General features: G+C 74.7%; 15 protein-coding genes and 1 pseudogene. 10 read left to right on the plus strand and 6 right to left on the minus strand.

Features of this window, described 5'->3' with window-relative positions:
• Positions 1-37: 37 nt before the first annotated feature.
• Positions 38-243 (plus strand): annotated as a pseudogene (locus tag ACZ407_RS25855) (ergot alkaloid biosynthesis protein); the annotation flags it as partial.
• A gap of 111 nt (positions 244-354) precedes the next feature.
• Here ACZ407_RS25855 and ACZ407_RS25860 read toward each other — a convergent pair.
• Together ACZ407_RS25860 and ACZ407_RS25865 are read right to left on the minus strand one after the other, a co-directional pair.
• On the minus strand, positions 355-1,539 hold the full coding sequence (locus ACZ407_RS25860) for a PP2C family protein-serine/threonine phosphatase (RefSeq protein ID WP_468132197.1): 1,185 nt from the start codon (positions 1,537-1,539) through the stop codon (positions 355-357).
• Positions 1,540-1,736: 197 nt separating this feature from the next.
• Positions 1,737-2,834 (minus strand): adenosine deaminase, encoded by a 1,098-nt coding sequence (locus ACZ407_RS25865; RefSeq protein ID WP_468132199.1) that lies wholly within the window; start codon positions 2,832-2,834, stop codon positions 1,737-1,739.
• 1,610 nt (positions 2,835-4,444) lie between these two features.
• On the opposite strand from ACZ407_RS25865, the gene ACZ407_RS25870 reads away from it, so the two are divergent.
• From ACZ407_RS25870 to ACZ407_RS25895, 6 genes are all read left to right on the plus strand, one after another.
• A complete protein-coding gene (locus ACZ407_RS25870) occupies positions 4,445-5,098 on the plus strand; it encodes a type III effector protein (RefSeq protein ID WP_468132201.1) in 654 nt (217 codons plus the stop codon).
• A 211-nt stretch (positions 5,099-5,309) separates the two neighbouring features.
• Positions 5,310-7,238 (plus strand): molecular chaperone HtpG, encoded by a 1,929-nt coding sequence (gene htpG / locus ACZ407_RS25875; protein ID WP_468132203.1) that lies wholly within the window; start codon positions 5,310-5,312, stop codon positions 7,236-7,238.
• A gap of 55 nt (positions 7,239-7,293) precedes the next feature.
• Complete coding sequence (locus ACZ407_RS25880) at positions 7,294-12,075, plus strand: hypothetical protein (protein ID WP_468132205.1); 4,782 nt, start codon at positions 7,294-7,296, stop codon at positions 12,073-12,075.
• Between the two features lie 97 nt (positions 12,076-12,172).
• Positions 12,173-13,801 (plus strand): phospholipase D family protein, encoded by a 1,629-nt coding sequence (locus ACZ407_RS25885; RefSeq protein ID WP_468132207.1) that lies wholly within the window; start codon positions 12,173-12,175, stop codon positions 13,799-13,801.
• Positions 13,802-13,969: 168 nt separating this feature from the next.
• Positions 13,970-14,539 carry a GNAT family N-acetyltransferase gene (locus ACZ407_RS25890; RefSeq protein WP_468132342.1) on the plus strand — a complete coding sequence of 190 codons (570 nt, stop codon included), beginning with the start codon at positions 13,970-13,972 and terminating at the stop codon, positions 14,537-14,539.
• A gap of 296 nt (positions 14,540-14,835) precedes the next feature.
• Positions 14,836-18,237, plus strand: coding sequence for a molybdopterin-dependent oxidoreductase (locus ACZ407_RS25895; protein ID WP_468132209.1), 3,402 nt, complete (start codon positions 14,836-14,838; stop codon positions 18,235-18,237).
• 70 nt (positions 18,238-18,307) lie between these two features.
• Here the strand turns inward: ACZ407_RS25895 and ACZ407_RS25900 are convergent, their stop codons facing one another.
• The 4 genes from ACZ407_RS25900 to ACZ407_RS25915 all read right to left on the minus strand — a co-directional run bounded on the left by ACZ407_RS25900 (position 18,308) and on the right by ACZ407_RS25915 (position 22,716).
• Positions 18,308-19,438, minus strand: a complete 1,131-nt coding sequence (locus ACZ407_RS25900) for an AI-2E family transporter (protein ID WP_468132211.1) — start codon at positions 19,436-19,438, stop codon at positions 18,308-18,310.
• Between the two features lie 102 nt (positions 19,439-19,540).
• On the minus strand, positions 19,541-20,812 hold the full coding sequence (locus ACZ407_RS25905) for an acyltransferase family protein (RefSeq protein WP_468132213.1): 1,272 nt from the start codon (positions 20,810-20,812) through the stop codon (positions 19,541-19,543).
• Between the two features lie 91 nt (positions 20,813-20,903).
• On the minus strand, positions 20,904-21,719 hold the full coding sequence (locus ACZ407_RS25910) for an SGNH/GDSL hydrolase family protein (RefSeq protein WP_468132215.1): 816 nt from the start codon (positions 21,717-21,719) through the stop codon (positions 20,904-20,906).
• A 148-nt stretch (positions 21,720-21,867) separates the two neighbouring features.
• Entirely contained in the window at positions 21,868-22,716 is an 849-nt protein-coding gene (locus ACZ407_RS25915) for a polysaccharide deacetylase family protein (protein WP_468132217.1), read from the minus strand.
• 205 nt (positions 22,717-22,921) lie between these two features.
• Between ACZ407_RS25915 and ACZ407_RS25920 the strand changes: the two genes are divergently transcribed.
• The 3 genes from ACZ407_RS25920 to ACZ407_RS25930 all read left to right on the plus strand — a co-directional run bounded on the left by ACZ407_RS25920 (position 22,922) and on the right by ACZ407_RS25930 (position 25,766).
• The gene (locus ACZ407_RS25920) at positions 22,922-23,632 is read left to right on the plus strand and encodes a response regulator (RefSeq protein ID WP_468132219.1); all 711 of its coding nucleotides are present in this window, start codon (positions 22,922-22,924) and stop codon (positions 23,630-23,632) included.
• Between the two features lie 137 nt (positions 23,633-23,769).
• Positions 23,770-25,197 (plus strand): sensor histidine kinase, encoded by a 1,428-nt coding sequence (locus ACZ407_RS25925; protein ID WP_468132221.1) that lies wholly within the window; start codon positions 23,770-23,772, stop codon positions 25,195-25,197.
• Entirely contained in the window at positions 25,194-25,766 is a 573-nt protein-coding gene (locus ACZ407_RS25930) for a hypothetical protein (protein WP_468132223.1), read from the plus strand. The genes ACZ407_RS25925 and ACZ407_RS25930 overlap by 4 nt, the downstream gene beginning before the upstream one ends.
• The last annotated feature ends 23 nt before the right edge of the window (positions 25,767-25,789 follow it).

Raw genomic sequence — 25,789 nt, forward strand, 5'->3', positions numbered from 1 at the left:
CTGACAAGGCCGATGACACCCCGGCGCTGTTCCGCCACGGCCTGCGCCTGTGCGCCGGGCGGTACTGCTCGGCTTGTCGGCGATACCGGCCGAGGATCCGGCGGTTGGGCAGGTCCATCGGGCCCCCCTGCCCGGGCTGTTCGAGGAGGGGGCGGTGCTGCGGCCCTCCTGGTTCATGCAGAACTTCGCCGCCTCCGCACCCACGGGCGCAGCATCCGCCACGAGGGCGCCACCATGTCGGCCGACATGGACCGTGCGTTCGCCGGAGGTGCCGAAGGCCGGAGGAGGACCTGTGGCCCACCTCGGCAACGTCCTCGGCGACCGGTAGGCCACACCCGCGAAAAACACCCGCGGTCAGGCGACCCGCTCGATGAGGATCATGGCGACGTCGTCCGCCAAGTGCCCCTCGCTGTGGCGCATCAGCGCCTCGTGCAGTGCGTCCAGGAACTCCTGCGGGGAGGTGCCGGCCGGTATGCGCTCCACGGTCTGCGGCAGGGGGAGGAACTCGTCGGCACGGTTCCGGGCTTCGATCACCCCGTCCGTGTAGAGCAGCAGCCGGTCACCGACCAGGAAGGGGTGGGTCTCGGGCCGGACGGGAGGGCCGTCGACGAGGTCTTCGAGACCGAGCGGCGGCAGCGGCGAGCCGGGCATCAGGGCCTCGGCCCTGCCCTGGTGCAGCAGCAGCGGAGGCGGGTGCCCGCGGTTGACCAGCTGCACCACCGGCTCGTCGGGCACCTGCGCGATCAGCGCGGTCGTGAACCCCTCCATGAGGACTTCCGGAAGCTCCGTCTGGGAGTAGGTGCCCGGTACGGCGGCCTCGCGCCGCAGTGCGGCCCCGCAGCGGTTCATGACCTCCTGCACCGCCTCCTCGTAGTGGACGGCCTCCCGGAACGCCCCCAGTGCCACCGCGACGGCACGTATGGCGGACAACCCCTTCCCCCGGACGTCCCCCACGATCAGGCGGACCCCGTAACGCGTCTGCACGGCCTCGTACAGATCGCCGCCGATCTGCGCCCCCGTACCGGCCGCGAGGCACACGGCGGCCGCGCGCACCGGGCCCAGGAACTCGGGTACGGGCCGCAGGACGACCTCCTGGGCCGCCACCGCGATCCGGCGGACCTGGTCGAGCTCGCTCTGCCGGCGCGTGCGCACCGCGTTGCTCAGGGCGACGGCGGCCCCGGAGACCACGATCAGGCCCAGGAAGTTGCCGATGATCAACTGGGTCTGGGTGCCCCACGACTGGTTGTAGGTCGCGGAGGTCACGTTCACGCACGCGGCGAGGGCCGCCGCGGACAGGGTGCCCACGGGGCCCATCGTCAGCGCGGCCAGCGCCGGGGTCGTGGTGAGGACCGGGCCGGTGACCAGGTGGTGCGCGGGTGAGAGCTCGATGCCCAGGACTCCCAGCGCGATCGCGAAGGGCACGCACCGCGCGAGCGTGAACAGCACCTCCCCGCGCCTGCCGGCCCCCGGCCGGGAAGGCCCGCCGTGCCCGCCGTGCCCGCCGTGCCGCGTCGCAGGTGCGTCAGCGTGTGTCCTCATGGCACCAGCCTGCCTCGCGGAACCCCTCGCAGCCTCCCGAGCGGCCCTGCCGCTCGCCCGGGGACAGGGCGCTGACCTGCGGGTTTCGACCCGGTCCGCTGGGTGGGGGCACCGAGGGACCTCCGTAACGGACGCGACTGGCGCCTACGCGTCCGTTACGGAGGTGACCGTTACGGAGGTGACCCGTGCGGGCGGGGTCAGGCGGCGGACGCGTAGCCGGGGAGGATGACCTCGCGGATCAGGGCGGTGCGCTCGTCGTGGGGCAGGAAGGCGCTCTTGGCCGCGTTGATGGTGACGGTCTTGAGGTCGTCCGCCTGCCAGCCCGCCTCGTTGACCAGCAGGGACATCTCGCGGGTCATGGTGGTGCCCGAGACGAGGCGGTTGTCCGTGTTGAGCGTGACGCGGAAGCCGAGGTCGCGCAGCAGGGTGATGGGGTGGTCGGCGATGGAGGTGGCGGCGCCGGTCTGGAGGTTGGAGGTGGGGCACATCTCCAGCGCGATGCGGCGGTCGCGGATCCATGCGGCGAGCGGGCCGGGGCGGCCGTCCACGATGTCCTCGGTGATGCGCACGCCGTGGCCGATGCGCTGTGCTCCGCAGACCTGGAGGGCCTGGTGGATGCTGGGCAGGCCGTGTGCTTCGCCGGCGTGGATCGTGAACGGCATGGCGGACGCGCGCAGGAACTCGAAGGCGGCCAGGTGGTCGGCGGGCGGGAAGCCGTCCTCGGCGCCGGCGATGTCGAAGCCGACGACGCCCGCGTTGCGGTGGGCCACGGTGAGGTCGGCGATCTCGCGGGTACGGCTGAACATGCGCATGCCGCACAGGAGGGTGCCGACGCGGACGGGGGTGCCGGCGGCAGCGGCCTTGGCCATGCCGTTCGCCAGGCCTTCCTGGACGGTCCCGACGACCTCGTCGAGGGTCAGGCCGCCGTTCAGCATCAGCTCGGGCGCGTAGCGGACCTCGGCGTAGACGACGCCGTCCGCGGCGAGGTCGAGCACGTACTCCTCGGCGATGCGCAGCAGCCCTTCGCGGTGCTGCATGACGGCGAGCGTGTGCTCGAAGGTGCCGATGTAGCGCACGAGGTCGCCGGATCCGGCGGCGGCCACGTACCAGTCGGCGAGCTCCTCGGGGGTCTCCGCGGGGAGGCGGTGGCCGACGGAGGCGGCGAGTTCCACCAGCGTGGCGGGACGCGGGGCGCCGTCGAGGTGGTCGTGCAGGACCACCTTCGGAAGGCGGCGGATCGTTTCGTCGGTGAGGGGCGACGAGGGCGACGTGCGCAGGGGCGTGCTGGTGGTCACGAGCAGGGTCTCCGGCAGGCAGTACGGGCGACGGCCGCGCAGGCGACCGCCGGGTGACACGCGGCCCGGCGGGGCCGCTGCGGCGAGGTTATACGTATTACTCGGCGGCGGGCAAGGAAGCCCCTGGGATGGGCGGGGGCCCTGCGTCGTCCCCGGTCAAGGCCGGGGGTCAGGACGGCGGCATGACGGATCGGGATCGGCTGGGGCGGACGGGGTTGCACCATGCGGCTGCCGACGGGGACGGGTTCTGTTCGCAGGTGGCTGGAGCGACGACCCGGCTGCTGCGGGAAGGCGGTGCCGTCCCCGAGCGGGTCAACGCCCATGGTGTGAGCCCGCGGGCCTTGGCAGGACGGATCGCCGACCGTGACGCGGCTGCCCACCTTCCGGGCGGGGACGCGGCTTCCTCCCAGGCTCCGCCGGTGGCCGTGACCGGCCGGTCTCGTGGACGGTTCCGTCACGGAGCACGGCCGCGGCGCCCACCTTCCGGGCGGGGACGCGACTTCCTCCCAGGCTCCGCCGGTGGCCGTGACCGGCCGTTCTCGTGGACGGTTCCGTCACGGAGCACGGCGAAGAGCACGTCCGCCCCAGGGAAGAAGGCCGACGTGAGCTGCTGCTCGTTTCCCCCGCGAAGGCTGTTCGCCGCGGATCGAGGGGGACGGTGGCGGCTGCATGTGCGCCGCCATGCCGGACGGCCGCGAGCCGGCCCCGCACACCCGTACGCCCGGCGGCCTGCGCCATGCCGGGGACGCGCCCCGGCGCCCGGGAGGCGCGGCGCCCGGGAGCCCCGGCGCCCGGCCCGGCCGCCCGCAGCCTGCCGCCCGCGCGGGGCGTCGCGGGGCGGTGGGGCGCGGGCGCGGGACGCCGGACGGCGAACAGGGCGCAGGACGCGGGACGTAGGACGCGGGCGCGTCCTGGGGCGGAGCGCCGCGGAATCCGGCTCCGCCGATCCCCCCGCCTGTCCATCCACGTACACATCCGCGCGCCCCCGTCCGTCGCCGTCCGGCTGGACGCGCGGCCGGTCGGAGCGCTTCGCCCGACGCCCCGCGCCCGGCGCCCGGGAACCCCGGCCACCCTCAGCCTGCCGCCCGCGCGGCCCGCCGCCAGGCGCGGGACGACGGTCGCCGGACGCGGGGCGCGGGCGCGTCCTGGGGCGGAGCGCCGCGGAATCCGGCTCCGCCGATCCCCCCGCCTGTCCATCCACGTACACGTCCGCGCGCCTCCGTGCGCGCATCCGTACGTCGCTGTCCGGCTGGATGCGCGGCCGGTTGGTGCCTTCGCCCGGTGCCGTGGCGATGCGTCTGCGCTCGTGCAGGCAATCCAGCCCCACCACCACCCCACCCTCGTAGGCGTCGCCTTCCTCCAGGCGTCCGTCGGGGGCGACGGCGGCTCGGCGAGCTGGCCGTACCCGTCCCTCGCCGACGCAGGGAGGGGCGGGGCGAGGCGGGGCGGGGCGGGACGAGCTCACCGAGGGGGCGTATCGGTGGTGCCCAGGCGTCCGGTAGGGCTCGGCGGGTATGGGTGCGGTGCTCTGACGCGCCGTTGTAGGATGTCATCCAATGGATGACAGAGACTGTGTCGTCCACCCGTTGACAGCCTGAGGGAGAGTGCCCGTGACCGCAGCCGAGCAGCCGCCGTCCCCGGCCGGTGCCGACGCCCGCGGCCCGGCGTCCTTTCTCGCCGCCGCTGCGGCTCTTGCCGCGATGGACGACGCGCTGCGCAGTGCCCGGCGCCAGGCCCCCGACGCCGCCGGACCGGGTCCCGAGCAGGCGCTGGCCTCCTTGATGCTGCTGCGGGAGGTGCGCGAGCAGCTGGCGGGCTGGGAGACGGGACTGATCGAAACCGCCCGCGACGCGGGCGCCAGCTGGGCGGACCTCGCCCGCCCCCTCGGCGTGGCCAGCCGCCAGGCCGCCGAACGCCGGTACCTGCGCGGCCGCCCGGGCGACGCGGGCACCACCGGTGAGCAGCGCGTCACGGCCGCCCGCCAGGCCCGGGCCACGGAACGCGCCACGGCCGCCTGGGCCCGCGCCAATGCGGCCGACCTGCGCCGACTCGCCGGACGGCTCACCGCGCTCCCCCACCTCGCGCCCGAAGCGCGTTCGACCCAGGCCGCTCTGCACGACGCCCTCGGCGCCACCGACGCGGCCGGACTCATCGCGCCCCTGGCCTCCATGCGCCCGTACCTCGATGCCCGGCACACCGATCTCGTCGCGTGCCTGGATGCCCTCGAAGCCCGGCACGCGAGGGCAGTCGCAGGCGACGGCTGACCTGGACGGCCGACCTCCGCCGCTGACGTCCTCCGCCGACCGCTCCCGCCGGCCTCCGCCGCCGCAGTGAGCCGTACCGCGCGGGTGCGGTCCTCCGCGCGGGTGCGGTCCTCCGCGCGGGCGTCCCGAGCCCCCTTCATTACTCGTTCTTCATTCCTCGTTCCTCGTTCCTCGTTCTTCGTTCATGACGTTCCCACCGCAGGAGACACACATGACCACCAGTGTCGAGACGCTCGAATTCCAGGCCGAGACGCGCCAGTTGCTCCAACTGGTGATCCACTCGATCTACTCGAACAAGGACATCTTCCTCCGCGAGCTGATCTCGAACGCCTCCGACGCACTGGACAAGTTGCGTCTGGAATCGCTGACCGACTCCGGCCTCTCGGCGACCGACACCGCCGACCTGCACATTTCGCTGGAGGTCGACAAGGAGGCCCGCACGCTGACGGTCCGTGACAACGGGATCGGCATGACCCGGGACGATCTCGTGGACCTGATCGGCACGATCGCCAAGTCCGGCACCGCCGGCCTGCTGGAGAAGATCAAGGAGTCCAAGGAGTCCAAGGACGGCGCCTCCGCCGAAAGCCTGATCGGGCAGTTCGGCGTCGGTTTCTACTCGGCCTTCATGGTCGCCGACAAGGTCACCCTGCACACCCGGCGGGCCGGTACCGACTCGGGCACCCGGTGGGAGTCCGACGGCGAGGGCGCGTACACCCTCCAGGAAGCCGAGGACCTGCCGGTGGGCACCTCGGTCACCCTGCACCTCAAGCCCGCCGACAGCGAGGACGGGCTCGCCGACTACCTCTCCGAGTGGAAGATCCGCCAGATCGTCAAGCGGTACTCCGACTTCATCCGCTGGCCCATCCGGATGGCCGTCGAGCGTACCGACGCCGAAGGCGGGACCACCCGTGAGGTCGAGACGCTCAACTCGATGAAGGCGCTGTGGGCGCGGCCGCGCGCCGAGGTGACCCAGGACGAGTACGACGAGTTCTACCAGCAGATCAGTCACGACTGGACGGCCCCGGCCGAGACGATCCACATGCGCGCCGAGGGCACCTTCGAGTACGAGGCGCTGCTGTTCGTCCCCGCGCAGGCACCCTTCGACCTGTTCTCCCGCGAGACCAAGCGCGGTGTGCAGCTGTACGTCAAGCGCGTGTTCATCATGGACGACTGCGAAGCGCTCATGCCGAACTACCTGCGCTTCGTGAAGGGTGTGGTGGACGCCCACGACCTGTCGCTGAACGTCTCCCGCGAGATCCTCCAGCACGACCGCCAGATCCAGGGCGTGCGCCGCCGCCTGGTGAAGAAGGTCCTCGGCGCCCTCAAGACCATGCAGGCGAAGGACGCCGAGCGCTACGCGAAGGTGTGGGACCAGTTCGGCCGGGTCCTCAAGGAAGGCCTGGTGGAGGACACGGACAACACCGAGGCCCTGCTCCAGCTGGTGTCGGTCGCCTCCACCCACGACCCGGAGAAGCCGACCACGCTGCGCGAGTACGTCGAGCGCATGAAGGACGGCCAGGACACCATCTACTACCTGACCGGCGAGACCCGTGCGATGGTGGAGAACTCCCCGCACATGGAGGCCTTCGCCGCCAAGGGTTACGAGGTCCTGATCCTCACCGACCCCGTCGACGAGGTGTGGGTGGACCGGGTCCCCGCCTTCGACGGCCACCCTCTGCAGTCGATCGCCAAGGGGCAGGTCGACCTCGACGAGTCCGGCGACGGCGACCAGGAGGCCGACTCGGAGAAGGCCCGGCGCGAGGAGGACTTCGCCGCGCTGCTGGCGTGGCTGGGCACCACCCTGTCCGAGCAGGTCAAGCAGGTCCGCCTGTCCTCGCGTCTGACGACCTCGGCGGCGTGCATCGTCGGCGAGGCCCACGACCTCACGCCCACCCTGGAGAAGATGTACCGGGCGATGGGCCAGCAGGTGCCCCCGGTCAAGCGGATCCTGGAACTCAACCCCGCGCACCCGCTCGTCACCGCCCTGCGCACCGCCCACGACGCGAACGCCGAGGACCCCGCGCTGGCGGACATCGCCGAACTGGTCTACGGCAGCGCACTGCTCGCCGAAGGGGGCGACCTGCCCGACCCGGCCCGCTTCACGCGGCTGCTGACGGAGCGCCTCACCCGCGCTCTCTAACCGGCGGGGGGCGGCCGGCACCCGGGGTGTCAGCGGGGCGTGCCAGGATCAGATCATGAACCTCGCCGTGCCGCTCCCCTCCGACCCCAGCCGCTCCGAGGCGTACGCGGACTGGGCCCGTTCGCACGGGCCGGACGCGGAGGACGCCGCGCGCAGCCTGCTCGCTGCCGTGGGCGGCCGGATTTCGCGGGCGTATCCGAAGGCGGGCCGTGCTCTCGACGAGCTGGCCCGCCTCGCCCGCCCGCTTCCGGCGGCCCATCTGCCCTGGTACTGGGACACGGTGGCGCACCGTTTCGCCTCCTGGGACGCGCGGGCCGCCGGCCGGGCCTACACGCTGGCCCGGGCGGCGGAGCGGGAGCACGACCTGCCCGTGGACCCGCAGTGGCGGCGGGGGAACGTTGCCCTGATGGCCGGTGCCGGGGCCCTGCCGGTGAAGGAGCTGAGCGGGCATCAGGCGTGGCTGGCCGCCGTCTCGGAGCCGGCCGACGCGTACGAGGAGTACGTACGGGTCCTGGCCGCGTGGGCGGCCTCGCCGGGTGGGCTCCCGGCCGATCTGGCCCGCCGGCTGCGTGCCGCGGCGCACGCAGCCGGGCTGGGGGACGGCGCCGTCGCCGGGGTGCTGGCCCGGGCGGTCGGCGCGGCGCGCGGGAAGGCCGTACCGGACTCCCTGCTCGACGCGGTGGCCGTCCTGCTCGCCGAGCACCGGCAGGACGACGGGGTGCTGGCCGCGCTCCTCGAGGTCTTCCCCGAGTCGAGGAACGACGCGGCCGCCTGGCTGCGGGTGCTGCTGCGCTCCGGGGCCGCCGACGCGGTCGCCGCCGGCCGCATCGCGCCGGAGGGCGGCACCGCCGCCTGGCTCGGCCGGTACACCTGGGCCTACTCGCACCGCCCGGTCGCGTACGGCGGGGTGGTGCGGCAGCCCATGCCGGAGGAACTGTTCGACCTGGTCGGCCGGTTCGCGCCCCGGCTGCGCGCCGCCGGCACCCCGGTCGTGCTGCACGAGGACCGCCGCCGCTGGCCCGGCCTCGACGCGGACCTGCTCGACCTCTGCCTCGCCGAGGGGATCGCGGTCGCGGACCCGGGCGAGACCATCCGGCTGACCTTCTGGGGCGAGAGTTCCCGCCGCGACCTGAAGGCCCTGGCCGCGGACCCGGTGTTCGGGCCGCGGCTGGAGGGCACCGTGCACGCCGGGCTGCGCGGCGGCGGCACCGCGATCACCCGGCTGCCGCAGAACCCGGGCATCGCCGCCGAGGTGCAGTCCCGCATCGAGAGCCTGCTCGCGGCCCTGGCGGGCGGTGGACTGGGCGCCGCCGACGAGGCGGTGGAGGAGCTGGCCGGGCTGCTCGACCGGCCCACCGCCACCGCCCTCGACGGCATCGACGAGGCGCTCGCCGCCCTCGACGGGGCCGGGCCGCTCGCCCGGGCGCTGCGGGCGGGCCTTCCGGAGGAACTGGGCTGGCCCGCCCTGGAGGAGGCGGTCGCCGCGCTGGCGCCCGAGGAGGTGGCCGGGGTGACGTGCACCTGGCCCGTGCTGACCGTCTACGGGCGTACGAAGGCGGTGGCCGTGGCACCGGGTTCGGTCCGCGCCACCGCGGGTTTCGCCCTGCCCGAGGACGCCGACCACCACGTCGTGCACTACGCGGGCGGCCGGTTCCTGGTCAGCTGGTCCACCGACCCCGGCGACTCCTTCACCGGACCCTCGTTCTGGTCGGACCGCCCCGAGGAGGTGTTCGTACCCGACCGCACCTTCGGCCTGCGCCCGTACGGCGGCAGCATCCAGGGCGGTCTGGGCTACCAGTTCGAGACCGGGGACGGCGGCGGCCGCCACGACGGGGAGCGCGTCCTGCGGCCCGGCGGCCGGGAGGGCGTGGACCACCACGACCTCCAGATGAGCGACGGCACCGCCGTCTGGAGTTCCAGGGTCTTCGCGGGGCTCAAGGGCTGGGCCCGCGTGGATCCGAGGACCGGGGAGCGTGCCCCCGAGCCCTCCGTTCCCGCGTTCCACGCGAGCGAACCGCCGCCCGGGACGGCCCTGTTCGGGGACCAGCTGACGCTCGCCGCGCTCCCGCCGGACGCCCCCGCCTCCCCGCTGGGCCAGGACGGCGTGCTCACCGGCTGCCGGGTGCTCCACCGCACCCCGTACGCGGGCCCCTCGCCGACCGAGTTCCTGCTGGAGGGCATCGACGGCCGCCGCGCCGGCTACCGCAGCCGCCGCCCGGGCCGCCGGCCCTGGGGTGTCATCCGGATGCCCGCGGGCGGCGAGGACGCGGTCCTGGCGGGCGAGACGGCGATCCGCTGCCATGCCGCCGAGGACAACTCCCTGCTGTGGGAGGCGAGCGGCTTCCCCGGCGGGGACGGTGGGCGCAGCCGGCGCTCGGGCCACGCCGTGGGCACGTTCCCGCCGCCCGCGTTCTGGCACTTCCTGGCCCCGCGGGACCCCGCCTCCTCCGCGGCGCTGCGTGCCCTCGGGGCGGACGCCGTGCGCGCCCTCCTCGACGCCGCCACCGAGGCGGCCGGCGACCGCGGCGCGCTGCGGGAGCGCATCTCCCGGCTGCTGCCCGGGGTGTCCGAACCGCGGGTGGCGGACGGGGTCGTACGGGCGGCGCTGCTGGCCGCGGACATCCTGCGGCGGCGCCGGGAGCTGTCCCGCCGCGTGGGCATCATGCGCGCGGGGCCCGCCGTCGAACTCCCCTCCCCCGTCCCGGACTCCGCGCTCGCCCCCGCCCTCGGCGGGCTGCTGCCGCAGATCCGTCCGTACGGCGCGTACGTGCCCGGAGGCCATCCGGCGACCCTGACCGCCGTCGCGGCCGAGGGGCGGCACCTGCACGGCGAGATCGACGACGAGACCAGGCAACTGGCCCTGCCGGCGGCTCCGGCGCCGTGGACGGCTCTGCTCGGCTCCATCGACGCGGTGGCGTGGCGGGCCGCCGTGGCCACGACATCCGAGGAGGACCGCACCGCGCTCGGAGCCCTGCTGGAGACCTGGGCGGGCCAGCCGTTCGCCGCGCGCGGCAGCCGGTGGTGCACGGAGCGGCGCGGCGGCGGACCTGCGGGCGGGTGGGCCGTACGGGCTGCGGAGGAGCTGGGCGGCGGGGCTACGGGCGGCAGCGCGGCGAGCGGCAGCGCGGCGAGCGGCGGAACCGGGGGCGGCGCCGCTGCCGGCGCTGCACGGGCGGCGGAGGCCGGGGGCGAGGGGGCGGTGCGGAGCATCGAGCGGGACGACGCGGCGCGGCTGCCGCGGCTGCTGGACCTGGTCTCGCGCCGCGGACCCCTCGCGCCGCCGCCCGAGGCGGTGGAGGCCTTCGCTCGGCGTACCGGTGTCCGGCGGCTGATCGCCGCGCTCGTCCTCGGCGGGCTGCCGCAGCGCAGCAACCACGACGAGCACCTCAAGGCGCTGCGCGCGGCCCCGTACAAGGCGAACAAGGCGGTGGTCCAGGAGTACGACGGGCTGCGCCACCGCCTCGGCGACACCGGCTGCCGGGCGGTGCTCTCCGCGGGCGTCCCGGAGGACCCCGCGGAGCTGTGGGAGCCGGACGGCATGACCGCGGCCGCCGAGCGGATGGCGGAGGTGTGGGCGGGGCTGCTGGGTGCCACCGAGTACGTGGACGAGGACCTCGCGGCCGCGCTGGAGGCCGATCTCGGCCTGGCGTCGGGCTGGGCGCTCGCCCTGACCGGCGGCCCGGAGGGCGCCGGCCGGTTCGTACCCGGCGCGGCGGGGGTGCTGGTCGGCTCGCCCAACGGCGGGCTGGCCCTCCACCACGCCGAGGCCGACGGCAGCCCCGGCCGGCCGGTGTTCGTACACCATCCCGTGCACGCGGTCCCGGCGTCCGTGGTGGCGTGGGCGCTGACCGAGCTCCCGGTCGGCGATCCGGCCGCGGCCGGCGCTCCGGCGGTGTACGCCGCGCTGCGGGCGCGGATGGAGGACCCGCGGACCCTCGTCCCGCTCGGCCGCCACCCGGCGCTGGGCCGGGCCGTCGCCGGGGATCGTGCGTTCGGCCCGTACGGGGGCGTCGTGCTGCCCTGTCCGCGGCCCCTGTACCGGGAGGACACGGAGGTCTCGACCGCGCACGACGACGGCCTGTTCGTGGTCTCGGCGCCCGCGGGTGACGTGTTCCTGCGCCCGGCCGCCCTCGCCGACCCCGCCCTCGCCGGGCGGGTCGAACACCTGACCGCCTCCCTGGGGCTGCCCGGGCTCGCGGCCGCGGTCCGCCGGATCGAGACGGCATGCGGCGCGGGCCTCACGCGGATGCTCGCCCGCGCCGCCGACACCCCGGTCCCGCCGGGCGGGTACGAGCTCAACCCGGCCCTCGGCGCCCCGCAGCTCGTGGCGGAAGCCGGGGCCGCGCTGGGGGTGGGCGGCGACGCGGCCGCCCTGTACCTGCAACTGCTTGCCCTGGCCCGGCCCACCGACCGGAACGTGCGCCGCTGGAACGGCTGGTCCCCGGCCCGCCACAAGGCGGCCCAGGAGGAACTGGCACGGGCGGGCGCGGTGGATACCGGACGGCGGGCCCGTGCGGGCCGGACGGCCTTCATACCCGGGCCGTGGACCGATCTCAAGGCACCGCACCTCCCGCTGGAAACCCACAAACTCGACCTCCACGGGGCCGCGGCGGGAGGCACCGAGCCGCAGCTCCCCCTCCTGCGGCTGCTGCCCACGGTGCCCGCCCGCGAACTGTTCGCGGAGGCGTGGCGCGCGACCGGCGAGTCGGCCCGCCCCGGCACCGGGGATCCGGCCGGGCCGCGAGCCGTTCGGGCTGGTCGGGCTGGTCGGGCTGGTCGGGCTGGTCGGGCTGGTCGGGCTGGTCAGGCTGGTCGGGGCCAGGGACGGGGGCGGTAGCCGGAGCCGGAGCCGGAACCCGAGCCCCCGCCGGCACCGGGGGAGGGCGCGTGTCGGGTCCGGCCGGGGCGGGTAGCGGCCGCACGGGGGCCGGACCATGGAGAACACGGTGGAGAACAGCGACTGGATGCTCACCGCCGGTGAACGGGGCAACGACGCGACCCGACTGCTGCGGCGCCACCCCGGCGGTACGGCCTGGACCGAAGGCAACGACGTCCGGCCGCTGGTGCACGGCACGGTCTACTTCGCCGAGCTGCTGCGGGCGGTGCGCGCGCAGCGGGCCGGGGACCTGCTGCTGTTCACCGACTGGCGCGGGGATCCGGACGAGCGGCTCGACGGGCCCGGGACCGAGGTGGGCCGGGTCTTCGGCGCGGCGGCCGCCCGGGGGGTGGTGGTGAAGGGACTCGTCTGGCGCTCCCATCTCGACGGCTTCCGCTTCAGCGAGCGCGAGAACCGCCATCTGGGCGAGGAACTGGCGCAAGCCGGTGCCGAGTGCCTCCTCGACATGCGGGTCCGCCCCGGCGGCTCGCACCACCAGAAACTCGTCGTGCTGCGCCACCCCGGGCGCCCCGAGTGCGACGTCGCGTACGTGGGCGGCATCGATCTGTGCCACAGCCGCAGGGACGACGCCGCCCACCGCGGCGACCCGCAGCCGCTGCCGTTCGCGTCCGCGTACGGGCCGCGGCCGCCCTGGCACGACGTGCAGCTGGCCGTGCGCGGTCCCGCCGTGGGAGACGTCGAGGCCGTTTTCCGGGAGCGGTGGGAGGACCCGGCGCCGCTCAGCCGCAGTCCGCTGGTGCGGCTGCGCGAGCTGCTGCACCACGAGGACACCGAGGCGGACCCCATCCCGCCGCAGCTGCCCGACCCGCCGCCGTGCGGCACCCACACCGTGCAGGTGCTGCGCACGTACCCCAACCGGCTGCTGCGCGGCTACCCCTTCGCGCCCGACGGCGAGCGCAGCATCGCCCGCAGCTACCTCAAGGCGCTGCGCCGGGCGCGGGCGCTGATCTACCTGGAGGACCAGTACCTGTGGTCGCCGAACGTGGTGGAGTCCTTCGCGCGGGCCCTGCACGCGCACCCGGGCCTGCGCCTGATCGCCGTCATCCCCGTCCATCCCGACCAGGACGGCCGGCTGATGCTGCCGATGAACCACGTGGGGCGGGTCACGGCGCTGGAGCGGCTGCGCCGGGCGGGCGGGGACCGGGTGGCCGTGTACGGGGTGGAGAACCACGCCGGGACGCCGGTGTACGTGCACGCGAAGGTGTGCGTGATCGACGACGTGTGGGCGACCGTGGGCTCCGACAACATCAACCTCCGGTCCTGGACGCACGATTCGGAGCTGAACTGCGCCGTCCTGGACGAGTGTGCCGACGGGCGGGCGCCGCGCGATCCGGGCGGACTGGGCGACGGGGCCCGCCGGTTCGCCCGGGAACTGCGGCTCGGGCTGTGCGGCGAGCACCTGGACGCCGGGCTGCCGGGTTCGCGGTTCGCGCCGGAGGACCTGTGCGATCCGGTGACGGCGTTCGACGCGTTCGCGCAGTGCGCGGCCGCCCTGGACGCCTGGCACGAGGGCGGCGGCCGCGGGCCGCGGCCGCCCGGTCGGCTGCGGGCGTACCACCCGCCCCGGATGTCGGCGCCGGTACGCGCGCTGGCCATGCCCGTCTACCGGCTCCTGGTGGACCCGGACGGCCGCCCGATCCGGCTGCGCAGACGCAACGCGTACTGACCACCGGAAGGGCCCTGACGGCGGCGCGCCGACCGGTACGGGCCCGCGCCACGCGGACGGCTGCGCCGGCACCGTGGCGGAACGCCCTTGAAAATGCGTGGATGCCGGGCAGTCGTGATGCGAACATCGGTCCGCAACTCGATCCACTTCCGCATCCCGGAGGTCCGCATGGATGTCGCCCCGCTGCTGCCGTTGACCACGGCGCGGTTGTCGCTGCGTCTGTTCACTCCCGGCGACGCCGACGAGCTGTACGCGTACCAGAGCCTGCCGAGCGTGGCGCGCTACCTGTACCGGCCGGTGCACACGCGGGAGCGCAGCGAGCAGGTGGCCGCCGAGCGCGCGGCGCAGACGGCCTGGCGGGCCGACGGGGACAAGCTGGCGCTCGCTGTCTGCCGGCGCGAGGAGCCCGGCGTCCTCGGCGAGGTGAGCCTCGCCCTGGCCGGTGCCCGCGCCGCCCAGGCCGAGATCGGCTGGACCATCGCCCCGGGTCATCAGGGGCAGGGCTACGCGACCGAGGCGGCCGCGGCGCTGGCCGGGTTCGCCTTCGACACGCTGGGCGTGCACCGGATCTACGCACGGCTGGATGTGGAGAACACCGGGTCCGTGCGGGTCTGCGAGCGCCTAGGGATGCGCCGGGAGGCGCACTTGGTCGAGAACGACCTCGACGGGGACCGCTGGGGCAGCGAGTACATCTATGCGGCGCTGGCCGCGGATCTCGGGGCTCGCTCGGCCAAGTGAGCCCGCCGCGCCCCCTGTTCGTCCACTTCGCCGGGGGAGGGGACCCCGTGGGTCCGGCGGGGACGGCGCCCGGCTGCCTGGGCCCGGCGCCCTGGGCGAAGGACAGCGCCGGGATCAGGATGTCGCCGGCCCCGGCCCGGCCCGCGCACCTCGGCGGCGGGCCCGCCGATCGCAGCCGTCGGGAAAGTGACCTACGGCTCGGAACAGGGGACTTCTGCCCCCCGGAGGTCCGGGCGGGCGGATGTGCAATGGAGGGAGGACGGCGGCCGGGGCGCGAGCGAGTGGAGGTCGGGACGATGGCCGAGGAAATGCGCGGGTACTGCACGCTCTGCAAGTCCCGGTGCGGCGCGATCTACACCGTGGACGGCGGGCGCCTCACCGCAGTACGTCCCGACCCCGACCACCCGACCGGGGCGGCGATGTGCCCCAAGGGGCGTGCCGCCCCGGAGATCGCCCACGGCGCCGGGCGGCTGACCGTCCCGTTGCGGCGTACGAACCCCAAGTCGGACCCCGATCCGGGCTGGGTGGAGATCTCGTGGGACGAGGCGATGGACGAGATCGCCGGACGGCTCGCCGCGATCGCCCGGGAGAGCGGGCCGGAGGCCGTGGCGTTCGGCGTGGCGACCCCGTCCGGGACGATGGTCTCCGACGCCACCGAGTGGATCGAGCGCTTCGTCCGGCTCTTCGGCAGCCCGAACACCGTCTACAGCGCCGAGATCTGCAACTGGCACAAGGACGTCGCGCACACCTTCACCTTCGGCACCCCGCTCCCGCCGCCCGACTACGCACGTGCCGAGCTGGCCCTGCTGTGGGGCTTCAACCCGGCCAAGACCTGGCTCTCCCAGTCGGCGGCACTGTCGGCGGCCCAGGCCGGCGGGACGGAGCTGGCCGTGGTCGACCCGCGCCGGTCCACCAGCGCCCTGCGCGCCGACCACTGGCTGCGGGTGCGCCCCGGCACCGACGCCGCGCTCGCCCTGTGCCTGGCCCACCTGCTGATCGAGGAGGGCGGGTACGACGAAGGGTTCGTCCGGTCCTGGACCAACGGCCCCCTGCTGGTGCGCGGCGACACCGGGCGCTTCCTCCGCTCCCGGGAGCTGGCCGGGGAGCACCCCCCGGGCGGGTTCGTCGTCTTCGACGACGAGACCGGGCGCCCCGAGGCCCACGACACCCGGCGGGCCGCCGTCCGGCCCGAGCGGTTCGCCCTGCGCGGCAGCCGTACCGTCACGCTGCGCGGCGGCGCGCGGGTGGAGTGCGTACCCGCCTTCGAGCAGTACGCCGCCGCGTGCGCGGCCTGGCCGCCGGCCCGGGCGGCGGCGGTCACGTGGGTGGCCGAGCGGGAGATCCGCGCGCTCGCCGCCCGGATCGCCGCCGCGCGGTCCGTCACGTACTACGGGTGGACGGGGGTCGGTCAGAGCGCCAACGCCACCCAGACCGAACGCGCCCTGGCCACCCTCTACGCGCTCACGGGCTCCTACGACTCGCCCGGCGGCAACCACGTCGTCCCTGCGCCGCCGTACCGCCCGGCCACCGCGCCCGCGCTGCTGAGCCCGGGGCAGCGGGCCAAGGCCCTGGGGCTCGACAAGCACCCCCTGGGGCCGCCCGCCTCCGGTTACGTCAATTCCGCCGACCTGTGCACCGCCATCGAGAGCGGCCGGCCCTACCCGGTCCGCGCCCTCGTCGGCTTCGGCTCGAACCTGGTGCTCGCCCAGCCCGACTCCGACCGCACCGCACGCGCCCTGCGCGCTCTCGAGTTCCAGGTCCACCTCGACCTGTTCCCCAACCCCACCAGCGCCAGCGCGGACATCGTGCTGCCCGTCAGCAGCGCCTACGAGCACGAGGCCCTGCGCTTCGGGTTCGAGATCGACCACCGCGCCCAGGAGCACGTCCAGCTCCGCCCCCGGATGGTCGAGCCGCGGGGCGCCTCGCGCAGCGACACGGAGGTCGTGTTCGACCTCGCCTGCCGCCTCGGCCTGGGCGGGGAGTTCTTCGGCGGGGACATCGAGGCCGCGTGGAACTGGCAGCTCGAACCGCTGGGGCTGACCGTCGCCGAACTCCGCGGGCGTCCCGGCCCCGTGCGCGTCCCGCGCGCACCCGCCCACCGCGCGTACGCCTCCCCCGGCGCCGAGGGCACGGTGCAGGGCTTCCGCACCCCCACCCGGCGGGTCGAGCTGTACTCGGAAAGGCTCCTGGAGCACGGCTATCCGCCCGTCCCCGAGCACCGCGATCCGGCGTCCACCAGCGCCGCGTACCCGCTGGTGCTGACCTGCGCCAAGCACGGGTCCTTCGTGCACAGCCAGCACCGCTCGATCGGCTCGCTGCGCCGCCGGGCCGCCGACCCCTGCGTGGACCTGCACCCCCGTACGGCGGCCGCCCGCGGGATCGAGGAGGGCCGGTGGACCGTCCTGTCCACCCGGCTCGGCTCGGTGCGCCTGCGCGCCCGCTTCGACGACTCCCTGCACCCGGGGGTCCTCGTCGCCGAGTACGGCTGGTGGGAGGGGGCGGAGGACCTGGCACTGCCCGGCAGCGACCCCACGAGCCCCGACGGCAGCAACATCAACCGGCTCGTCGACCACCGCGACAGCGATCCGGTCAGCGGCTCCGTACCCCTGCGGTCCACCCCGTGCGAGATCCGGCCCGCGCCCGCCGACGGGACCTGGACCGGCACCCGTCCCTTCACCGTGACCTCCCTGGCCACCGCCGGCCCCGGGGTCCGCACCCTGCGCCTGGAGCCCTGCGACGGCGGCCCGCTGCCCGACCACCTGCCCGGCCAGCACGTGACCGTGTACGGCGAACCCCCCGGCACGGCACCGCGGGCGGCGGCGCAGGGGCGCAGCTACTCCCTCACCGGAGCCGCCGTCCAGCAGCACCGGACCGCCTACGAGCTGGCCGTGCGCCAGGTGCCCGGCGGGGCCTTCTCCACCCGTGTCCACGAACGGCTGCGCACCGGCGACCGCCTCCACCTCACCGCCCCCGCCGGCACCTTCCGGATCCCCGCCCACGGGGACCGCCCGGTCGTGCTGCTCGCGGGCGGGATCGGGGTGACGCCCTTCCTCGGATACCTGGAGACCCTCGCGGCCACCGGAGGATCCGTCCCCGAGGTGGTCCTCCACCACGGCAACCGCAGCCCCGCGGACCATCCGTTCAGGGACCGCCTGCGCGAACTGGCCGCCCTCGTCCCGTCGTTGCGCATCGTCGACCACTACTCCGCCCCCGGGCCGAGGGAGTCGGGCCTGCGCGGCGCCGGTGCGCGCACCGGGCACCTCACCGCCGAGGACATCGACCCCCGGCTGATCCGGCTCCGCGCCCGCTTCTACCTCTGCGGGCCCGAACCCATGCTGGACACGCTCACCGACGGGCTGGTACGCCGCGGGGTGCCGCGCTTCGAGATCTTCACCGAGAGGTTCCGGCCCGCCCGCACCGAGGTCGACCTGCCCGAGGACGCCGCCTTCACGGTGACCTTCGCCCGCTCGGGCCGCACCGCCACCTGGCGCCGGCAGGACGGCACCCTCCTGGAGCTCGCCGAAGCCTCCGGAATCACGATGGCCGGCGGCTGCCGCCTCGGCCAGTGCGAGAGCTGCGCCTGCACCGTCGTCGAGGGCACCGCCGCGCATCTGGTCACCCCTTCCGAGGGCCTGCCGCCCGCCGAGGTCCTCACCTGCCAGTCCGTCCCCACCTCCGACCTCGTGCTCGACGCCTGACGGGCGCGGGGCGGCGAGGATCACCGCCCCGTCCGCCGCCGCCCGCCGCCCGTCCCCCGCCGCCCGCCGCCTACGGTGCGGCGGGCGCGGCGGGGGGCACCGCGTCGTCGGCCCCGACCGCCGGCTCGGGGGCGTGGGGCGGGTCGCCGAGTTGGTCGCGCAGGTAGTTCCAGAGGACGGCGATCAGGGCGGCCGCGGGGACCGCCAGGAGGCTGCCGACGACGCCGGCCAGGCTGCCGCCCAGGGTGACGGCCAGCAGGATCACGGCGGCGTGGAGGCCCAGGCCGCGGCTCTGGATCATGGGCTGGAAGACGTTTCCTTCGAGCTGCTGCACGACCACGATGACGGCCAGCACGATCAGTGCGTCCGTCAGGCCGTTCGACACCAGCGCGATGAGGACCGCGACCAGACCGGCGAACAGGGCTCCCACGATCGGCACGAACGCGGAGACGAAGGTCAGCACGGCCAGCGGCAGGACCAGGGGCACGCCCACGATCCACAGCCCCAGGCCGATGAAGACGGCGTCGAGGAGGCCGACGAAGGCCTGGGAGCGGACGAACGAGCCGAGGGTCTCCCAGCCGCGCCGGGCCACGACCGGGACGTCGGTGGCGAGGCGGCCGGGGAGCTGGCGGGTGAGCCACGGCAGGAAGCGCGGGCCGTCCTTGAGGAAGAAGAACATCAGGAAGAGCGCCAGGACGGCCGTCACCAGGCCGTTGAAGACGGTCCCCACGCCCGTGGCCACGGTGGACACCGCGCTGCCGACGCTGTTCTGGAGGCGGTCCGTGGCCGTGTCGAAGGCGCCGGCGATCTGCTCGTCGCCGATGTTCAGGGGCGGGCCGGCCGCCCACTCGCGCAACCGCTGCAGGCCCTCGGTCACGCCCGCGACGAGGTCGCCCGACTGCGAGGCCACGGGCACGGCGATGAGCGCGACGATGCCCGCGGCCACGAGCAGGAACAGCACGGTCACCACGGAGGCGGCCAGCGTGGGCGCCCATCCCTGCCGGCGCAGGAACGCGGCCAGCGGCCAGGTCAGAGTGGTGAGGAGGAGTGCGACTATGAGGGGCCAGACGACCGACCACATCAGGCCCAGCACCCACAGGGCCGCGGCCGCCGTGACCAGGACCACCAGCATCTGGGCCGACACCCGCGCCGAGGTGCGCAGAGCGGCAGCAGCCCGTGTGGAACTCAACGTGTCAGACATGGGGCCACCCTAGTCATGCCGCGCACGCCCGCGGCCTGCCGCCCGCGCCGACTTCCGACGTCCTGCGTCCGACGTCCGACACCCGGGCGAAGCACCCTGCCGTCACTCCGACGACGGGCGCACGGGTGTGTCCGTACCGGCGCCGAGGCGGGTGATGTCCACGGAGCCGGTGCCGGGTTGGGGCGGCGGGATGAGGGCAAGGAGGCCGGCGAGGGCGGCGAGGGTGAGGCCGAGGGCGGCTGCCCCGGTCCGGCCGTGCGCCCAGCGTGCCCGGAAGCGTACGGGGTCTTCGACGAGGGCTTGGGAAAGCCGGGCGGCGGTCAGGGAGACGGCGAGGAGGACGGCGGTGCGTGGCCATCCCGTGAGGCCGAGCAGGTCCTCGTCCAGCAGGACGTAGATCGGCCAGTGCCAGAGGTAGAGGCTGTAGGAGAGGGTGCCCAGGCGCCGCAGCGGGGGCGTGCCGAGGGCGCGGGCGAGGGGGGTGCGGGGGCAGCGGGCCACGAGGGCGACGAGGAGGGCTGCGGCGAGCGCGTGGAGGAAGAGTCCGCCGTGGAAGAGACCGGGTGTGGACTGTCCGTCGGCGGTGATCCAGTACGCGGCCACCGCTGCCGCCAGGGCGAGGGTCCACCGGGTGGCGGCGCGCTCGCCCAGGCGGCCGAGGAGCCGGGAGGCCTGTTCGGTGGCCATCAGGGATCCGAGGAGCAGGGAGAAGGCGCGGGTGTCGGTCCCTTCGTACACGCGGGTCGTCTCGACCGGATCGACGAGCGCGACCATGAGGGCGAGGGAGAGGAGGGCGCCGGTCGCGGCGGCGATCGCGACCCGGCGGTCGCCTGAGCCGGGCTTCCCGCCGCGGGCGAGCAGGGTGATCAGGGCGATCAGGAGCGGCCAGAGGAGGTAGAACTGCTCCTCGACGGCGATGCTCCACAGGTGGGCGAAGACCTGGGTGTCGGACGACTGCCAGTAGCCGGCCTGGTCGGCGATGTAGTGCCAGTTGGCGAGGTTGGCCACGACCCAGGGGGCGTCGTCCAGGGCGTGGCGCAGGACCGGCGGGGTGCCGAACGCCCATACGAGCAGCAGGGTGCCGGCGGTTGCGACGGCGAGGGCGGGCAGCAGGCGCCGGGCGCGCCGTCCCCAGAAGGCGATGAGGTCGATACGGCCGTTCCCGGTGCGGGCTTCCTTGAGGAGCCGGCCCGTGATGAGGAAGCCGGAGAGGACGAAGAAGAGGTCGACACCGAGGAAGCCGCCGCCGAAGTGATCGGCGTGGAAGAGCAGGACACCGAGGACGGCCAGTCCGCGGAGGCCGTCCAGGGCGGCTATGTGGTGCTTGCGGGGCGGGGTGGCGGTGGAGGTGACGGTGTGCGTGTGGGTGGACAACGGAGTTCTCCTGGGCCGCGAGGCGGCTCGGACCACGGGGCCGAGCCGCCTCGCCGACGGGTGGAAAGGGGGGGCGGGAAGTGGGCCGGTGCTACGCGCAGCCGAGCCGCGTGTAGACCTTGTCGCCGGTCCATGACCCGTTGGCCCACTGCTGCGGTGCGGCGGGGGTGAAGGCGTACTGCTGGTTCAGTTCCTTGCCGAACCAGGCGGCGAAGGCCGCCGATCCCTGCTGGCAGGAGTGGATGCCGTCCTTGCTGCGCTGCGCCTTGGCGGCGGTGGCGTCCGTGCCCCAGAGGGCGGAGGCGTCGAGGAAGCGGACGCTTCCCGGGTGCTTGGCGGCGACCTCGCGGGCCGACTGCGGGGCCGCCTTGATCGCGGCCTCGTGCTCCTTGTAGAAGTCGTCGATCGTGAACGGCGGCGCGGAGACGATGAGCAGGTCCGCGCCGGCGTCGTTCACGGTCTTGGCCAGGCGCTCGTAGGCTGCGCGCTGTGCGTCGGCGGGGCCCCAGTCGTAGGTGGTGATCTGGTAGGCGACGACGTCCGGCTTGAACGCGGCGAGCTTCTTGGGCAGTTCGTCCCAGGTGGGGGCGGCCATCTCGCCGACGACCGTGCCGCCGCCGGCCGCTGCCATCGAGGCGAACTCGGCCCCGCCGGCCTTGACGGCGGCACCGAGGGCGGGGGCTTGGGCCTCGCCTATGGAGTCGCCCATCCACAGCAGCTTGCGCGGCTTGGCTTCCTGGGCGGCGGCCTTGGGCTGGGGGGCGCCGGTGCCGGAAGTGCCCTGTGAGCTGTCGGAAGTCCCCTGGCAGGCGGTGAGGGCGAGGGCGGCCGCGGTGGCCGCGAGGGCGAGTGCGAGGGTGCGGCGGCCGCGGCGGTCGGATCGGTCGGCGGCGTGGTTGTTCTTCATGTCTCCAGCGGAGCCTTTCGGTGAGGGGGGTGGGGTGTCCGTCATCGCTTCGTCACGAAGCGGGGAAGCGACCGGCACGAGCGGCGTACGTCCTCCTCACGGAGGCCGCCGGGCGCGGGCCGGCGGTCGAAACATGCCAGGGGGACGGTCAGCCGGCCTTCGGGAAGCTGAAGGCGTAGCCCTGTTCGGTGAACCAGGGCAGGAGCCGTTCCAGGGCCTGGATCGACTGGGCGCGGTTGCCTCCGCCGTCGTGCAGGAGGACGGTCGGCCCCTTGGCGAGCTGCGCCTGGACGGCCCGGACGATCCGGTCGGTGCCGGGTTGCTCGTAGTCGCTCGGGTCTACGTTCCAGCCCAGGCTGCGCATGCCGTGGGCGGCGGCGATCCGGCGGCTCTCGGGGGTGAAGGCTCCGCCGGGGGCCCGGTAGTACCAGATGCGTGCGCCCCCGGACGCCGTGTCGATCATCCGTTTGGCATCGACGATTTCCTTCTCCTGGTAGGAGAGCGGCTTCCGGTCCATGGCGGTGTCGTGGCTGACGGAGTGATCGCACAACCGGTGCCCCTCGTCGACGATCCGCCGTACGAGAGCGGGGTGGGCCGCGGCGTGGGGACCCGTCACGCAGAACACGGCCTTGGCCCGGTGCCGGCGCAGGAGGTCGAGAGCCTGCGGGGTCCAGCGCGGGTCCGGTCCGTCGTCGAGGGTGAGGTTGACGGTCTTCCCCGGGTCCTCGGACTCACGGACGATGGCCGTGTCCACGCGCGGCCGGGGCAGCACTGCGTCGGGCGCCGCCCCGGCTCGTTCCCCGACCGCTCCGCCCGCCGGGCGTCCTGCCCGGTCTCCGCCACCGAGCAGCGTGAAGGCAGCCGCCCCGGTCAGTGCCAGACCGGCGGCGACCACGGCGGCCAGGCGTACGGAGCCGTTCTTCCGGGCCGGCGGGCCCTGCGCCGTCCTGCCGGGCGCCGCCGGGGGGCCGGTCCTGTGGTGCTGTGCATCGTTCATGCCCTCCACGGAACCGGTCCGAGCGGCGAGAACGGCAGGCCGTCATCGTTTCATCACGAAAAGCGGAACCAGGCGTCATACGCTTCGAGCATCCTGGTCGCACCCACACCACCCGCCACGCGCACCGCGCCCACCATGCCCGCCGCGGCCACCCAACCCACCGCGGTCACCCCACCCGGCAGCACCGGAGACGAGTACCCCCGCCATGCCACGAATCCTGCTGATCGAAGACGACCTCGCCGTCCAGAGGGGTGTCACCCTGGCGCTCAAGCGCCGCGGGCACGAGGTGGAGGTCGCGGCCAGCGGCGAGACCGGGCTGCTGGCCCTGGAGCGCCACCGGCCCGACCTCGTCCTGCTCGACCTCATGCTGCCCGGCATGAGCGGACTGGAGGTGTGCCGGCGCATCCGCGAGAGCAAGCAGGTCCCGATCATCATCCTGTCCGCCCGCGGCGACGACATCGACACGGTCGTCGGACTGGAGGCGGGCGCCGACGACTACATCGTCAAACCGGCGAGCGGCGAGATCCTGGAAGCACGCATCAAAGCCGTCCTGCGCCGCACGGCCCCGGCCCAGGACCAGGAAGGCGAGAGCGGACCGTCCGCCCCCGCCGGCCCCGAAATCCACGGCGCCCTGACGATCGACCGCACGGCCCTGATCGTGTCCAAGAACGGGACCGAACTCCCCCTCGCCCCTTCCGAACTCAAGCTCCTGCTGTTCCTCTCCGCCGCCCCCGGGCAGGTCTACAGCCGCCCCCAGCTCCTGGAGCAGGTCTGGGAGCATTCGTTCTACGGTGACGCCCGCCTGGTCGACGCCTGCGTGATGCGCCTGCGCGCCAAGATCGAGGACGCGCCTCAGGCACCCGTGTACGTCCAGACCGTGCGCGGCTTCGGCTACCGCTTCGGGCCCCTCACATGAGCCTCCGGTCGCTCCGGCCGCCGTGGCCGCTCAGCCCCCTGCGCCCGCTCCGGCGGCTCCGGCCGCTCCGGCCGCTCCGGTCCCTGGCGTCCCTTCCGTCCCGCGTCCGCATCCCCCGCGGACTGAGGGTGCGCCTCGTGGTCGCCTTCCTGCTCGCGGTGGCCTTCGGTTCCCTGCTCACCGCCGGGCTCACCTTCCTGCAGGCCCGCTCCGCGATCCTGGACCGCACCCGGGAGGCGGCCGTCGCCGACCTCCGCGCCCAGCTCGACTCCCTCGCGCCCGGCCTGCCCTTCCCACCCCGTACGGAAGACCTGCGCGACCTCTCCCTCCAGCTGGACCGGGCCGGAGGCGCCCACGACTGGCACACCGCCGCCGCGTACCAGGACAGCCCCCTGGTCTCCGCCTCCGCCGGTACGCCGCCGGTCCCGCGCGAGCTCCGCCAGGAGGTGCGGGGCCAGGCCGGGGCCGCGTACCAGCGCATCGCGTACGCGGGCCGCCCCTGGCTCGTGATCGCCATGCCCGTCTCCTACGCCCCCGCTCCCGACCGCTCCGGCAGCGCGCCGGGGCCTTCCGGGCTCACCGTCTACGCCTCCTTCCCGCTCGACGGCGACCAGGCGGACATCTCCGCCCTGCTCACCGCGGCCCGGATCGGCTCGGTTCCCGCCCTCGCGCTCGCCCTCGTACCCGCCCTGTTCGCCGCCCGGCGCGTGCTGCGTCCCGTACGCCGCCTCCACGACGGCGCCGAACGCATCGCCGCCGGTGAACTCGGCACCCGGCTCACGGCCGAAGGCCACGACGAACTCGCCGACCTCACCCGTACCTTCAACACCATGGCCGCGGCCCTGCAACGGGACGACGCACAGCTGCGCCGGCTGGAGGCCGGCGCGCGCCGCTTCGCCGCGGACGTCTCCCACGAACTGCGCACCCCGCTCGCCGCGATGACCGCGGTCACCGAGGTCCTGGACGAGGACGCCGCCTCCGGGACCCTGCCGCCGGACACGGCCGACGCCGTCCGCCTCATCGCCGACGAGACCCGCACCCTCGCGCGCATGGTCGAGGACCTCATGGAGGTCTCCCGCTTCGACGCCAGGACCGCGCCCCTGCTCGCCGAGCACGTCGACCTGCGCACCCTGGTCGCCAAAACCCTCCGCCTGCGCGGCTGGGACGCCGACGGCCGGGTGACCACCGACCTCGCCGGACCCGTGCCCGTGAACGCCGACCCCCGCCGCATCGACGTCGTCCTCGCCAACCTCGTCGGCAACGCCCTGCGCCACGGCCGGCCCCCGGTCGTCGTCCGCGCCCGGGCCGAAGGCGACCGAGCGGTCCTCACCGTCACCGACCACGGACCGGGCATCCCCGCCGACGCCCTGCCGCACGTCTTCGACCGCTTCTACAAGGCCGACACCGCCCGCACCCGTTCCGAAGGCAGCGGCCTCGGCCTCTCCCTCGCCCAGGAGAACGCGCTCCTGCACGACGGCACCCTGACCGCCGCCAATGCCGCCGGCGCCGGAGCCGTCTTCACCCTCGCCCTCCCGCTCGATCCCACCCCGCCGGAACCCCGATGACCCCGCACCACGGCCCCCGCGCCGCCGGCCGCGCCCGAGCCGCCCTCGCACTCGCCCTGGGCCTCACCGCCCTGGCCGCCACCGGCTGCGGCATCAGCCCGATCGGCCCCACCCCTGCCGGAGCTCCGGCCTCCGGCATCCAGCAGCCGGGCACCGCAGCCCGCAGCGTCCAGCTCTACTTCGCCGGGCCCTACGGCCTGCGGGCGGTCAACCGGCCCACGGACCGCCCGCTGAGCCCGCAGCAAGCACTCGACCTCCTCCTGGAAGGTCCCACCGCCGCCGAACGCGAACGGGGCCTGACCACCCAGGTCCCTCCCATGGCGGGCGGCCTGGCCGCCACCCCTGCCCAGGGCGCCGTCGACATCCACGTCCCCCGCACCGTCAGCAGCGGCGACCTCGACATCACAGCCGTCGCCCAACTCGCCTGCACCGCCGCCCACGCCCACGTCCCCGGCAACCGCCCCGCCCACCAGGTGGACATCCGCATCCACGAGAACGGCATCCCTTCCCGGACCCCCTGGACCGTCCGCTGCGGCCCCAACGGCACCCTGACACCCGTGACCACGTGAAGGGGCGGGTCGCAAGGAGCCGT

This window comes from Streptomyces sp. NPDC030809, assembly GCF_055572195.1.